The sequence below is a fragment of the Arthrobacter sp. LAPM80 genome, from assembly GCF_046736435.1.
In the GTDB taxonomy this organism is placed as follows: domain Bacteria; phylum Actinomycetota; class Actinomycetes; order Actinomycetales; family Micrococcaceae; genus Specibacter.
This window is the reverse complement of record NZ_JBCHVD010000026.1, coordinates 26,782-39,293: the sequence shown is the minus strand read 5'-3', so window position 1 is coordinate 39,293 and position 12,512 is coordinate 26,782. Positions and strand designations below refer to the sequence as shown.

Annotated in this window: 11 protein-coding genes; 8 read left to right on the top strand and 3 right to left on the bottom strand. The window is 61.0% G+C overall.

Translation table 11 applies throughout. The features are described 5' to 3' along the window. Positions 1 to 107 precede the first annotated feature (107 nt). Complete coding sequence (locus AAGW05_RS17375) at positions 108 to 743, bottom strand: TetR/AcrR family transcriptional regulator (protein ID WP_411805816.1); 636 nt, start codon at positions 741 to 743, stop codon at positions 108 to 110. A gap of 92 nt (positions 744 to 835) precedes the next feature. Here AAGW05_RS17375 and AAGW05_RS17370 point away from each other — a divergent pair, with 92 nt between their 5' ends. The 8 genes from AAGW05_RS17370 to AAGW05_RS17335 all read left to right on the top strand — a co-directional run bounded on the left by AAGW05_RS17370 (position 836) and on the right by AAGW05_RS17335 (position 9,273). Beyond that, a complete protein-coding gene (locus AAGW05_RS17370) occupies positions 836 to 1,726 on the top strand; it encodes a CoA transferase (RefSeq protein ID WP_411805815.1) in 891 nt (296 codons plus the stop codon). 2 nt (positions 1,727 to 1,728) lie between these two features. After that, the gene (locus AAGW05_RS17365) at positions 1,729 to 3,252 is read left to right on the top strand and encodes a class I adenylate-forming enzyme family protein (RefSeq protein WP_411805814.1); all 1,524 of its coding nucleotides are present in this window, start codon (positions 1,729 to 1,731) and stop codon (positions 3,250 to 3,252) included. A 78-nt stretch (positions 3,253 to 3,330) separates the two neighbouring features. Next, positions 3,331 to 4,503 carry a thiolase family protein gene (locus AAGW05_RS17360; RefSeq protein WP_411805813.1) on the top strand — a complete coding sequence of 391 codons (1,173 nt, stop codon included), beginning with the start codon at positions 3,331 to 3,333 and terminating at the stop codon, positions 4,501 to 4,503. Between the two features lie 11 nt (positions 4,504 to 4,514). Further along, the gene (locus tag AAGW05_RS17355) at positions 4,515 to 5,144 is read left to right on the top strand and encodes an SDR family NAD(P)-dependent oxidoreductase (protein ID WP_411805812.1); all 630 of its coding nucleotides are present in this window, start codon (positions 4,515 to 4,517) and stop codon (positions 5,142 to 5,144) included. A 12-nt stretch (positions 5,145 to 5,156) separates the two neighbouring features. After that, positions 5,157 to 6,845 carry a long-chain-fatty-acid--CoA ligase gene (locus AAGW05_RS17350; RefSeq protein WP_411805811.1) on the top strand — a complete coding sequence of 563 codons (1,689 nt, stop codon included), beginning with the start codon at positions 5,157 to 5,159 and terminating at the stop codon, positions 6,843 to 6,845. Then, positions 6,838 to 7,611, top strand: a complete 774-nt coding sequence (locus AAGW05_RS17345; protein ID WP_411805810.1) for an enoyl-CoA hydratase/isomerase family protein — start codon at positions 6,838 to 6,840, stop codon at positions 7,609 to 7,611. The genes AAGW05_RS17350 and AAGW05_RS17345 overlap by 8 nt, the downstream gene beginning before the upstream one ends. A 10-nt stretch (positions 7,612 to 7,621) precedes the next feature. After that, positions 7,622 to 8,776, top strand: a complete 1,155-nt coding sequence (locus tag AAGW05_RS17340) for an acyl-CoA dehydrogenase family protein (RefSeq protein WP_411805809.1) — start codon at positions 7,622 to 7,624, stop codon at positions 8,774 to 8,776. Next, positions 8,773 to 9,273 (top strand): MaoC/PaaZ C-terminal domain-containing protein, encoded by a 501-nt coding sequence (locus AAGW05_RS17335; protein WP_411805808.1) that lies wholly within the window; start codon positions 8,773 to 8,775, stop codon positions 9,271 to 9,273. The genes AAGW05_RS17340 and AAGW05_RS17335 overlap by 4 nt, the downstream gene beginning before the upstream one ends. 871 nt (positions 9,274 to 10,144) lie before the next feature. On the opposite strand, the gene speB is transcribed toward AAGW05_RS17335, so the two are convergent. Together speB and AAGW05_RS17325 are read right to left on the bottom strand one after the other, a co-directional pair. Then, positions 10,145 to 11,116, bottom strand: a complete 972-nt coding sequence (gene speB / locus AAGW05_RS17330; protein WP_411805807.1) for an agmatinase — start codon at positions 11,114 to 11,116, stop codon at positions 10,145 to 10,147. Between the two features lie 198 nt (positions 11,117 to 11,314). Next, positions 11,315 to 12,484 (bottom strand): M20 family metallopeptidase, encoded by a 1,170-nt coding sequence (locus tag AAGW05_RS17325; RefSeq protein ID WP_411805806.1) that lies wholly within the window; start codon positions 12,482 to 12,484, stop codon positions 11,315 to 11,317. Positions 12,485 to 12,512 lie beyond the last annotated feature (28 nt).

Below are 12,512 nucleotides of genomic sequence, written 5' to 3'. Positions count from 1 at the left end.
AAAAATTCCGCATCCGGGACGCCCGGGCGCCCAAGAAGTGGTCAAAACAGACTGCAGCCAACGGACAAGGCTAAGTTGCAGTTGACCTTATTCCGTCCAGCGCCGGGTCATTCCCGGCTCTTGACGCCCACAACCAGCTCGGGAGCATACTGACCTGGTTCCCCGAACTCATCCACAATTCGATTGACAAGTGGCTGCAGCAGCAACCGTCCAAACTGGCGGACCAGGGTGGTGACGGTTTGTTCGGTCACGCTGCGATCCGTGGAGGCCAATCCAGTCCCGCGCAGGGCCCGGACTTGATCCGCAGTGAGAGCTGCAAGCCGGCTCAGTACATCCCCGGGGTAGCCCGGTCCCGTTAGAAGTGCCCGGCGCAAATAGTCCACAATGGCCGGGTTGTCACGGAGCATCTGCTCCACAGCGGCATCGCGTAGTCCCACAATTTCCCGGGCAGCTCCGGTAGTGGGTGTGGAGCTCAGAGTAGTGGCGAATAGCTCAACGATGAGCGTGTCCACTGCCTCCCGCAAGCCGTCCTTGGTCCCGTAATGATGGACTACGAGCCCCACTGTGACATCCGCCGCTGCGGCGATGGCGCGCATGGATGTCCCGTCCTCACCATGCTGAGCGAACAGGCTGAGCGTGGCATTGCGAATGCGCGCCTTTGCGGTCAGGTCCCCGGCATGCCAAGCCTTCGGTGCAGTTTCAGGCCTCGCTTCAAACTCTTTGTTCACACTTTCTTTGTTCACAGTGCAATGTTAGACCACAAGCTATTGAACCAACGTATCGAATACTGTACAACTGTACAAAGAGCTTTGAGGCACCGTCGTCAGGAATCCCTATGTCCCACCCACTGGCTGGCACGACCATAGTCAGCCTTGCCATCAACCTCCCCGGACCACTCGCTGCCTCGCGACTGGCGGAGCTGGGGGCGCGTGTCATCAAGGTGGAGCCACCCCACGGTGACCCGCTCAAAAGAGTGGCCCCAGCTTGGTATGCCGAACTAACGCAAGGCCAGGAAGTCATCTCCTTAGACTTGAAGGAAGCAATCGGACGGACTCAGTTCGAGAGCCTGCTCGCTGGTGCACAGGTACTACTGACTTCGATGCGGCCCTCAGCACTGGCAAGAATCAACCTTCAAGGAACCCTCAGGGACAGGGGAATAGCACTCGTGGAGATAGTTGGTCACGACGGCGCCGAGGCTGAGCAGGCTGGCCACGATCTGACCTACCAAGCCGTCCATGGAACCATACTGGCCCCGGCCATGCCCCTAGTGCCAGTTGCAGATCTACTCGGCTCCGAACGCGCAGTAGTGGCCACCTTCGCGGCGCTGCGCCAGCGGGACCAAGGCGTTGGTTACGTACACGAGAGAGTCGTTCTGGACGAGGCGGCCCACGCAGCCGCAGCCGCTGTCCGGCACGGACTCACCGCCCCCGGATCCCCCCTTGGCGGGGCAATAGCGCAATACGGTCTCTATGCATCCTCAGACGGATACGTTGCCGTCGCCGCGATCGAACCACATTTTGCTGCCCGTCTCGCCGCGCACGTGGGCTCCACCCGCGAGGACCTGACACGTGCATTCGCCGCACAGACCACCTCTCACTGGACAGCCCTGGGAATCGAGTACGACATCCCCCTCGTGGCCGTCCGCGAACCACACGGAGCAGTTGCCGAAGCAGTCTTTGCCCACCCACATTCCGCCAGCACCACCAACACCGCCTCAATGGAGTAATGATGCCCAATCTCGCAGGAATTCTTGCCCGCACCGCCCGGGGCTGCCCAGACCGAACGGCACTTAGCTTTGGCACGGTGACGCACAGGTATGCCGAGCTGGACCGGCGGGTGAGTCAACTCGCCAACGAATTCATGTCCCGCGGCTTGGCCAAGGGAGACCGGCTCCTGATTGTTTCAGGGAACAGCGACGCATTCGTGATTGCCCTCTATGCAGGTCTCCGCGCCGGGGCCATTGTGGTGCCCGTGAACCCGCGGTCCGCTCCTCCTGAGATTGAGTACTTCCTCAACGATACGCAGGCAAAGCTGCTGGTCTTCGGGACCGAGGTTTCCGGAGTAATTTCAGCCTGGCAATCAGCCGATGCTCTTCAGGTGGATGTGCCGGTCCTGGCCCTCGGAACCGCATCCGGCTATGAGGATGTTCTGGCCTGCGCCGCCGAACAGCCAACCGAACCACCCGCCGTCGAAGTTGCCGAGGATGACGACGCGCTCATCATCTACACCTCCGGCACCACGGGAAAACCCAAGGGAGCCCTGTTCGATCACCACCGCATCATCTGGGTCAGCATCAACTCGATGGCCGGCTTCGGCTTGCGGGTGGGCGAGAAACTCCTGCATGTGGCGCCGCTCTTCCATTCCGCGGACCTTAACCTGGTGCTGATCCCGGGCATGATGCTCGGTGCCACACACGTCATCCTGCCCTCCTTCGAGCCTGAAAAGGTGCTGGAAACCATCGAGAAGGAGCAGATAGGATTCTTCTTCGGTGTGCCCACCATGTACGCGTTCCTCATGCGGACTCCCAGCCTGGCGACGCGGGATCTCTCAAGCCTGCGCATCTGCATGTACGGGGCCGCACCGATGCCCTCAGGACTGGCCCAGCAAATTGTTGCTGCCTTGCCCAATGCGTGGATCGTCCAAGCCTGTGGACAGACCGAAGGCGGGCCCGGTGGCATCCTGCTCACGCATGAAGAGGTGTTGGAGCGTCCTTCAGCCAGCGGCCGCTTCCCCATCGCCAACACCGAAGTGCGCATTGTTGACGCAGACGGGAACGACGCCGGACCGGGAACGGTAGGTGAGATGATCATGCGCGGGGAAACCATGATGAAGGGGTACTGGCGCAACCCTGAAGCAACAGCGGCAACCATCCGGGACGGTTGGGTCCACACCGGAGATCTTGCACAAATAGACGCCGACGGCTACATCACCATTGTTGACCGGATGAAGGACATGATCATCACAGGCGGGCACAACGTCTACTCAGCCGAAGTTGAAAGTGCAATTTCCGGCCACCCGGCGGTGGCCGACGTCGCCGTCGTGGGCCGGCTGCACGATGTCTACGGTGAGACCGTGGTGGCCGTGATCAACCCGCGGGAAAATCACACAGTCACCCTCGAGGAACTGCGCGAGTATGCCAGCGATAAAATCTCCGCCTACAAGCTGCCGCGCGAGCTCGTCATCGCAGAGATTCCACGCAACCCCTCCGGAAAAATACTCAAACACCAACTGCGGGATCAAGTTCGTGGCTAAGATCCGCACTCACCGCCCCGTACCTCCCGCAAAGCCGCGCCTCCCTCAAACTCTCGCAACACACCTTGGAGAAAGCTCATGAACCGAGAAGCAGTGATCGTTGACGCGGTCAGAACACCTGTTGGCAAGCGCGGCGGCCAGCTTCGCGAATGGCATCCCGTGGACCTTCTTGCCCAGACACTGGCCACTCTTGTTGAGCGTACGGGAGTGGACCACCAGCAGCTTTCGGATGTGATCGTCGGCTGCGCCATCCAGCAGGGGGAACAGGCAGGCAACGTGGCCCGCAACGGCCTCCTCGGCGCCGGGCTCCCCCTCACGCTGCCCGGTACCACCCTTGACCGTCAGTGTGGATCCGGACAACAGGCAGTTCATTTTGCCGCCCAGGCCATCAAGTCCGGCGAATATAACTTCGCTATTGGCGCCGGGGTCGAATCAATGTCCCGCGTTGAGTTGGGCCCGCTGTTCATTCCGGGCGGACCCCGTGGCCAGTGGTACGGCCTGCGAGCGCTGGCCCGCTTTGGCGGCAATATCCCCGCGCAGGGGCCTTCAGCTGAACTCATCATCAGCAAGTGGGGTTTCACCCGCAAACAGCTGGACGATTTCAGCATCCGCAGCCACCAGCGGGCAGCGGCGGCCACGCAGGCCGGGTACTTCGCCTCGCAACTTGTTCCGGTGGATGGGACAGCCAAGGACGGCACGGTTTCGGCAATGACTACGGATGAGGGCATCCGGTCCGTAGTGGATCCGGAGAAAATGGCGGACCTGGCTCCAGTATTCTCACCCGAGGGCGCCATCACGGCGGGAAACGCCTCCCAGATGAGCGACGGTGCAGGCGCCCTGCTCATCGCCGAGCGTTCCAAGGCCGAGGCCGCCGGGTTGCGGCCCAGAGCGCGGATTATTTCCATGGCCGTTGCCGCTGATGATCCCGTCCTGCAATTCACGGCTGTTCTTCCCGCAACCCAGAAGGCTCTGGACCAGGCCGGGTTGAGCATCAGTGATATAGACCTTGTGGAGGTCAACGAAGCGTTCGCGCCCGTTCCCCTGCTCTGGGCAGCCGAGTTCGGGTACCCCCAAGATCAACTTAACGTCAATGGCGGTTCCATCGCAATAGGCCACCCTCTTGGATCTACCGGAGCGCGCCTGTTGACCCAGCTGCTGAACGAACTTGAGCGGCGCGGTGCCCGCTACGGGCTGCTCACCATTTGTGAAGGCGGCGGCATGGCCAATGCCACCATCATCGAGAGAATCTAAAGAAACCCGTCATGGACATCAATGACCAAACCTTCATTGTCACCGAGGGCGCATCCGGCCTGGGTGAAACTACCGTAGGGGCCCTGCATGAACGCGGCGCCCACGTCACCAACCCTGACCAGGTGGCCCATGCAGTCCAGGTGGCCGCGCAACAACCCGGCCCACTCGCGGGAGTTGTCAACTGTGCAGGAATCGGAATTGCCAAGACGGTCATTGGCAAAGATGGCCCTCCTCCGCCGGATGACTTCCTGCGGGTGCTCAACACCAACCTCGCCGCCGCGAGCAGAGAGCGCGGGGTCATCATCAACACCGCCTCCGCAGCAGCCTTTGACGGCCGAATGGGCCAGGCCGCCCATGCTGCCTCCAAGGGCGGTGTAGTCTCCATGACCTTGCCCATTGCCCGGGAACTGACCCGTGATGGAATCCGTCTTGTCACGATCGCGCCTGGCTTGTTCCTCACCCCGATGATGGGCACACTTCCTGCGGCCGCTCGCGACTCGCTCGGTGGACAAGTGCCCTTCCCTTCCCGGCTGGGCGAACCCTCGGAGTACGCGGCGCTGGCGCTGCACATTGTGGAAAACCAAATGATCAAGGGCGAGGTGGTCCGCCGCGACGGGGCACTGCGCATGGCAGCGAAATAACAGGAGCACAACATGAGAATGAATTCTCGGCCCATCGTTTCCGGATATCCCTCCACCATGGGAGACGACGTCCAGCTCAACACCACCACACTGATCCGCCACGCTGCGCGCACCCATGGCGATCAGGAAATTGTTTACCGGACCGTCGACGGCGGCTGGGACCGTTACAGCTATGCCGCGGCCTATGAGCGCGTCCAACGCGGGGCCAACGCACTGCGCTCACTCGGTGTGTGCCCGGGTACACGCGTAGGCGTCCTGGACTGGAACAGCCGTCGCCACTTCGAGCTTTACTGGGCCATCCCTGGACTGGCCGCCGTCATGGTCCAGCTCAACCTCCGTCTAGCCCCGGAGGATCTGGGCTATGTCATCGGTGACAGCGGCACGTCAGTCATCTGCGTCGACGAAACACTCCTGCCCGTGGCAGAAGCCGTGGCACCGTTCATACCAGGGGTCACCACGTGGGTCATCATGAGCGAGAAACCGATGTCGCAAATCCATACCACTTTGCCTAATGCCCAACACTACGAAGACCTCGTTGCCGCCAGCGAGCCGGTGATCGAGTGGCCCGAAGTCGACGAGCGGTCCGCGTACAGCGCCTGCTACACCACGGGAACAACAGGCCGGCCCAAAGGCGTCTTCTACTCCCACCGCGCCATCTACCTGCACTCGTACGCCATCGCCGCGAACATTGGAATGACACTGGATGACTGCACCATGCTGATCACCCCCATGTTCCACGGGCAAGCGTGGGGCCTGCCTCAGGCGGCAACACTCATGGCCAACAAGATCGTCCTGCCGGGCCGCTACTACGCCGAGGACACCGGGCCGTTGTCAGACGCGCTGATTGCCGAAGGAGTCACCATTACCAACGGAGCGCCAGCCATCTTCATGCCCATGCTCCACTACATTGAGTCTCTGGAGACCAAACCGGATCTGAGCCGCCTGCGCATGATGTCCGGTGCCACTGAGCCGCCCCTGGCGATGATGCGTGGATTGGAGGACCTCACGGGGGCCGAAACCGTCCACGCCTACGGTGCCACGGAGACCACCCCGTTGGTTGCGATGAACCGGTTCAAGCCCAGCGTCCGGGCTAGGCTCTCCCCCAGCGAGCTCTACGACCTCAAACGAAAGCAGGGACTTCCGGTGGCCGGCGTCGATATCCGTCTGATTGACGCTTCTGGCAACGACGCCGCCTGGGACGGAACCACGCAGGGCGAAGTTTGCGTCCGCGGCCCCTGGATCACACGCGGTTACCACAACATGCCGGACGACGACGAGAAGGACCGCTTCATTGACGGTTACTGGCGCAGCGGCGACGTTGGAACCATCGACGCGGACGGCTACCTCAAAGTCACAGACCGTATCAAGGACGTCATCAAAAGCGGCGGCGAGTGGATCTCCTCCATCGACATGGAAAACCTTCTGTTGAGTCATCCGCGGATCAGCGAGGCTGCCGTCGTCGGCCTTCCCCACCCTAAGTGGCAGGAACGGCCCTTCGTCCTCATCGTCCCATCGGACGGGGCAACGGTTACGCTCGAGGATGTCCAAGACCACCTCTCCTCCGCGTTCGCCAAGTGGCAGCTCCCCCGAGCCATGGAGATCGTCTCGGAGATTCCACGCACCAGCGTAGGAAAGCTCAACAAAAAGAGCATCCGGAGCGACTACGCGGAACGTTACAGCCAGGAAGCCTCCGATGCCTGAGCTGGTGACCCTGGAGCAGCGTGGCGCCGTCGCATTGCTCACGCTCAACCGGCCTGAAGCCCTCAATGCACTCGGCGCGGACCTCGTGGCCCGGCTGGGTGATCGATTGGCGGATGCCGGAGCAGATCAGGCCGTCCGCGCAGTGGTCATCACCGGCTCGGGCAAGGCGTTCTGCGCCGGAGCTGACATCACCGAGGTCCCGGAGATGATTGGGGCGATGCCCACCGGCGTCCTGCCATTCGATAGGCTCTTCGCGACCTTGGGCTCGCTGGCCAAGCCCACGATCGCAGCCGTGCGGGGGCTGGCACTTGGAGGCGGTTGCGAGCTGGTCCTGGCGTGCGACATTGCCGTGGCAGGACGCTCGGCACGGTTCGGCGTCCCCGAAGTTAAGCTCGGCGTCATTCCCGGGGGCGGCGGCACGCAGCGCCTGGTCCATGCCGTCGGAAAGGCCAAGGCAATGCGAATGCTCCTGACCGGTGCCCCTGTAGATGCGCTCTGGGCCAACGCTGCTGGGCTCGTGGCCGATGTGGTCGATGACAGCGAGGTCCTGAACCTTGCGCTGGACATTGCTGCGCAAATCGCTCTCAATGCGCCACTGGCCGTTGCTCTCGCGGCCGACTCCGCACGGACCGCATACGAGGCACCTCTCCATCAGTCACTTAACCACGAGCGCCGAAACTTTCTTCTTGCGCTCGGTACATCAGACGCACAAGAAGGCATAGCCGCGTTCACCGAACGGCGCACACCGCACTTCATAGGAAAATAGGAGCACGCACATGATCTTGGATAATTACCGTTCACCTTGGCTGAACGAGGAACTCGACGATCTGCGGGACATGGCCCGCACGTTCCTGAACAAGGAATCCCTGCCGCATCATGCGCGCTGGGCCGAGCAACACTGTGTGGACAGGGACTTCTGGCGCCAGGCTGGTGAGGCCGGGCTGCTGTGCATCAGCATCCCGGAGGAATATGGCGGCGGTGGCGGAACTTTTGCCCACGAAGCGGTCATCATGGAGGAGCAGGCACGCATTGCCGACTCCGCCTGGGCCAACGTTGTCCATAGTGCCATCGTGGCCCACTACATTGCCGCCTGTGGCACAGAAGAGCAAAAACGGCGTTGGCTCCCCGGCATGGCCTCCGGCGAACTGGTCGGCGCCATCGCTATGACCGAACCCTCCACAGGTTCGGACCTCCAAAGTATCCGCACCCGGGCCAGGCTCGATGGCGAAAGCTATGTGATCAACGGTTCGAAGACGTTTATCACCAACGGAACCCATTGCGACCTCCTGATCATCGTCGCACGCACCAGCGAGGAAAAGGGTGGCAAGGGATTATCGCTCATTGTGGCCGAGACTGCGGATCTGGCAGGGTTTGAACGTGGCCGCGTTCTGGAGAAAATCGGCATGCACGGGCAGGACACCCGTGAGCTCGCTTTTGTGGATATGCGTATCCCGGCAGAGCACGTGCTGGGAGGAGTTGAAGGCAAGGGATTTATCCAGCTCATGCAACAACTCCCCCAAGAGCGCCTTTCCATCGCCGTCGCGGCAGTTGCCGAGTGCGAAGCCGCCGTGCGCGAAGCCTCAGCTTATGCCCTTGACAGGGATGCCTTTGGCGCCAACCTGATGTCATTCCAAAACACCAGATTTGTCCTGGCGGAATGTGTTGCGGACAGCCTTGCCGCCCGAACACTCGTGGACCACTGCATCTCGGAGCACATGGCCGGAGACCTCGATGCAGCAACGGCATCCCTGGCGAAGTTCTGGTGCACCGACATGCAAAACAAGGTCACTGACCGATGCCTTCAGATCTTCGGCGGTTACGGCTACATGACCGAGTACCCCATTGCGCGCCGTTATGCGGCGGCGCGCGTCCAAAAGATCTATGGCGGCACCAATGAGATCATGAAGGAACTGGTAGCCCGATCACTATGACTCCGAAGCCACCGCGCCTGACTGCGGAGCATCTGAGGGCCGGCGAAACGGTCGGTCTTGGCCATCATCGGGTATCCAAGGAAGAGATCATTCGATTCGCCTCCGAGTGGGACAGCCAGTACTTCCATACTGATCCCACCGCAGCGCTGGAGAGCTACTTCGGCGGTCTTATAGCCAGCGGGCTGCACACGCTCTCAATCTTTCAGCGGCTGTCCGTCTTGGACTTCTTCGAGCACTATGACGTCATTGCAGGGAAGGAGATTCGTCGGCTGCGTTTTCTCTACCCTGTCCGGGCGGGCAATGTCCTGACGGGTTCTGTCCATATTGACTCGGTCAACCATGATGGGCAGGGACGGGCATCCGTAGTCACCAGTGGATCCCTCTGGAACCAGGATAATGTGCCTGTCCTCGAATTGCAGATGGAAGCATTGATAGCATCTGAGAGCACAATCCAAAAGAAAAATGGGCCCACAAGGCCCGCGTTCAAGTCTGGCTAGACGGACTCCGGATCTCCATCCACGCCGGTTAGCGGGTGGCCAAGTGGCTGGCCGCCACGGCCACCGGGTTGATGAGGATCCGGGACTCGTTGCCGGCCTGAACGTGATATGGCTTCCAACACCAGAGTGCGGCCGTGATCCATGAGCGCCGTAGAAAGTAGTGGCATTCACGATCGAGGATAGATCCCGTCCCAGCACGCGACCATTCTCGAACACTATTACCGCAGTTCGGCGGCCCATCCGGACCCCCGTTGGATTCGAACCGATGGCTCCCTGCTTTCAACTCGGTCGTCCCTTTCAACTTTTCAAAAAGTCGTCCCTAGCCCTCGTTATCGCGGCAGGTGCATGACCATACATGGCACTGAAAAGTGGGGCTCTCCTTAATGGCGGCTTCCGGTAGAACTATCGTCCAGAAGTCGTGATGATGCACGTGTATTTCACAGCGCTTCCCCACGGTGCTGGGCTTGAGGAGGAGCTCCCGCCTGGCGACGGCACTCCGCGCGGACGAGCGAGGCGAAATCATCAACAGACGAGAATCAACGCTTCTTCAAGCGCATGGCACGCAAGCAAGCCATCGCACGATTTGTCGAGAGTCGGGCTCCGCTCCACCAAGAAAACGGCCACAGGAAACCCGGCTTGGCAGTGTTTGGCAGAGACTAGTCACGTTTTACTCACGTTTTTCAACCGAATTCCCTGGCCATCCTGGGCATACCAAAGGGGCCCAATCGTACCCCTCTGGCCCGGGAACACAAGGTTCTTGGCGTTCGAGCCAGCCCAACGCCTCAGAGTGCGTAGGTTGTACACACCCTGGCTTTCACCCCTGAGCCCAGTCTGAGCCCGCCCTTTGGCGGGCCGCACGGCCCATCCTTGCCTAGATGCCATGGCGTGTTTTGTCGTAGGCCATCACGGAAAGTATTTCCCAAGCAGTGTGCGCGGCCGCAAGTCCAGTCAGGGCAGCATTGTCGTAAGCTGGCGCCACCTCCACAATGTCGGCGCCGACAATCCCGATCCCTGTCAGCCCCCGTAAGGTAGCGAAGAGTTCACGCGTGGTGAGGCCGGCGACCTCTGGGGTGCCGGTGGCCGGGGCATGTGCCGGATCCAGCACGTCAATGTCGACTGAGATGTATACAGGCCCGCCTACAACCCGAGTGCGGATACGTTCCACAATGCGCGCTGAGCCCTGCTCTTCGTAGTCGTCTGCGCGGATAACCTGGAAGCCCAGTACCCCGTCGCTCTCCAGTTCTCCCTTGTCGTATACCCCGCCGCGAAGGCCCACATGGATGCACCGTTCAGGGTCCAGGAGGCCTTCCTCGGCTGCCCGCCGGAACGGGGAACCATGCCACATGGGGGCACCGAAGTGAGTGTCCCATGTATCCAGGTGCGCGTCGAAGTGGATGACGCCGACGGGTCCGTTCTTTTTGGCCACGGCACGCAGAAGTGGCAGCGCAATCGTGTGGTCGCCGCCAAGGGTGACAAGCCGCGTCCCCTGCTCGGCAAATGCACTGGCTGATTTCTCTATCGATGCGACGGCGGCCTCGATGCTATACGGGGTGACCCCCAAGTCCCCGGCATCCGCCACCTGGTGGACCTTGAAGGGGTAGACGTCATGGGTTTGGTGGTAGGGGTGGAGTTGTCTGGAGGCCTCGCGGATGTGGCTAGGTCCAAAGCGGGCTCCAGGGCGGAAACTTGTGCCCGCATCGAAAGGTATGCCCACCACAGCCACGTCAGCGTGCGGAACATCCTCGATCCGAGGAAGCAGCGCGAACGTCGCAAGACCGGCATAGCGGGGATAGTCGGGGATGTCGCGCTGGCCGACCACTTCATCCTCCCGGGGGCTATCCATGCCGAACCCCCGCCCGGTGGAGCGGATGAATGCGTCGCTGATTAATCATTCTGACTGCTTTCTGTTGCGTGGGAATTGGGGAACCAGCCAGGTCCGGCAGTTCACCTAAGAGCTAAGGAGGTCAACACCTCCACATTTGCCTTCCCAAGGCGACCGGCGGGTTTCACGGGGCTGCCGTCACAGTTAGTGGTGCCCGGCTCATTTGTTTTGCGCCAGTAGCCTATCCCGGGTATCACTGGGCATGGCCAAATCGATGCATGACCAAGCCATTGCAAGGGCCCCGTCCCAAATCGCCTTATCACCGGCCGCGGACGCTGCGGCAGCGGCAAATTCGATATTGTGAATCGGCGGACATCCGGCTCCGAGGCTTATCATGGGGTGGATTGTTGGGAAATAGTGGGAGACGTTGGCCATGTCAGTGGATCCGCCGCGTCGGCTTGCTGGGGCCATTGGGCGGCCCACGGCTGACGAATTTCGGGCAAAAACATTTGCCATCTCTTTATTGGTCCGGAAGTCAGCGTATGTGGGACCGTCTTGTTCAATCTCGAGTCGGGCGCCAGCTGCTAGTGCCCCCGCTTCGAGACAACGATGCAGCACCGCATTGACCCGAGCAAGCGAATCCACGTCATGTGCCCGCACCATCCACTGTCCTGTTGCTAGCTCGGGGATGACGTTGGGCGCCGTCCCAGCGCTGTCGATGCAGCCGTGTATTTGTTGACCGGGTTCAAGCTGCTGCCGCGATAAGCCAATTGCCGTGAGTGCAACTGTCATTGCATCCAAGGCGTTGACTCCATCCCACGGGTGTGCGGAAGCGTGGGCGCTGCGACCGTGGAAGGCGACCCTATATCCGGAGCAGGCGTAAGGAAGCATCTCAAATTCATCCACGTCGCCTGGATGGATCATCATGGCTGCGTGGGTTCCGTCAAAGTCACCTTGCTCTAGCATGAGGACTTTGCCTCCGCCGTTTTCTTCCGCTGGTGTGCCGAGGAGCCGAACCTTGATGTCGAGCAGGTCCGCCAAGGGTGCCAGTGCGGTGAAGGCTCCGAGTGCGGCGGAGGCGATGATGTTGTGGCCGCAGGCATGCCCGATTCCTGGGAGGGCATCATATTCCGCACAGATGCTCAGCACGAGTTCTCCGGTGCCCGCCTCCGCCTTGAGCGCGGTGGGCAGCTTGCCCAAGCCGACCTCGATTCGCACCCCGGGTATGGTCTTGAGTTCGTCTGCCAGCCACCTTACGGCCTGATGTTCCTGGAAGCCGGTTTCGGGGTGCTGGTGGAGTTTGTGGCTGAACGCGATGATCTTTTTAAACTGGTCTTTCAGGGTGGATTCAGCTTCTTTTTTGAAGTCCCTGGAAATTCCGGTGGTCATATGGCTGGCCTTTCAGTAGATTATCGTC

Coding starts and splice junctions, on each gene's coding strand:
- AAGW05_RS17370 (WP_411805815.1), top strand. CDS start 836: ATGTCCCACCCACTGGCTGGCACGACCATAGTCAGCCTTGCCATCAAC.
- AAGW05_RS17365 (WP_411805814.1), top strand. CDS start 1,729: ATGCCCAATCTCGCAGGAATTCTTGCCCGCACCGCCCGGGGCTGCCCA.
- AAGW05_RS17360 (WP_411805813.1), top strand. CDS start 3,331: ATGAACCGAGAAGCAGTGATCGTTGACGCGGTCAGAACACCTGTTGGC.
- AAGW05_RS17355 (WP_411805812.1), top strand. CDS start 4,515: ATGGACATCAATGACCAAACCTTCATTGTCACCGAGGGCGCATCCGGC.
- AAGW05_RS17350 (WP_411805811.1), top strand. CDS start 5,157: ATGAGAATGAATTCTCGGCCCATCGTTTCCGGATATCCCTCCACCATG.
- AAGW05_RS17345 (WP_411805810.1), top strand. CDS start 6,838: ATGCCTGAGCTGGTGACCCTGGAGCAGCGTGGCGCCGTCGCATTGCTC.
- AAGW05_RS17340 (WP_411805809.1), top strand. CDS start 7,622: ATGATCTTGGATAATTACCGTTCACCTTGGCTGAACGAGGAACTCGAC.
- AAGW05_RS17335 (WP_411805808.1), top strand. CDS start 8,773: ATGACTCCGAAGCCACCGCGCCTGACTGCGGAGCATCTGAGGGCCGGC.
- speB (WP_411805807.1), bottom strand. CDS start 11,116: ATGGATAGCCCCCGGGAGGATGAAGTGGTCGGCCAGCGCGACATCCCC.
- AAGW05_RS17325 (WP_411805806.1), bottom strand. CDS start 12,484: ATGACCACCGGAATTTCCAGGGACTTCAAAAAAGAAGCTGAATCCACC.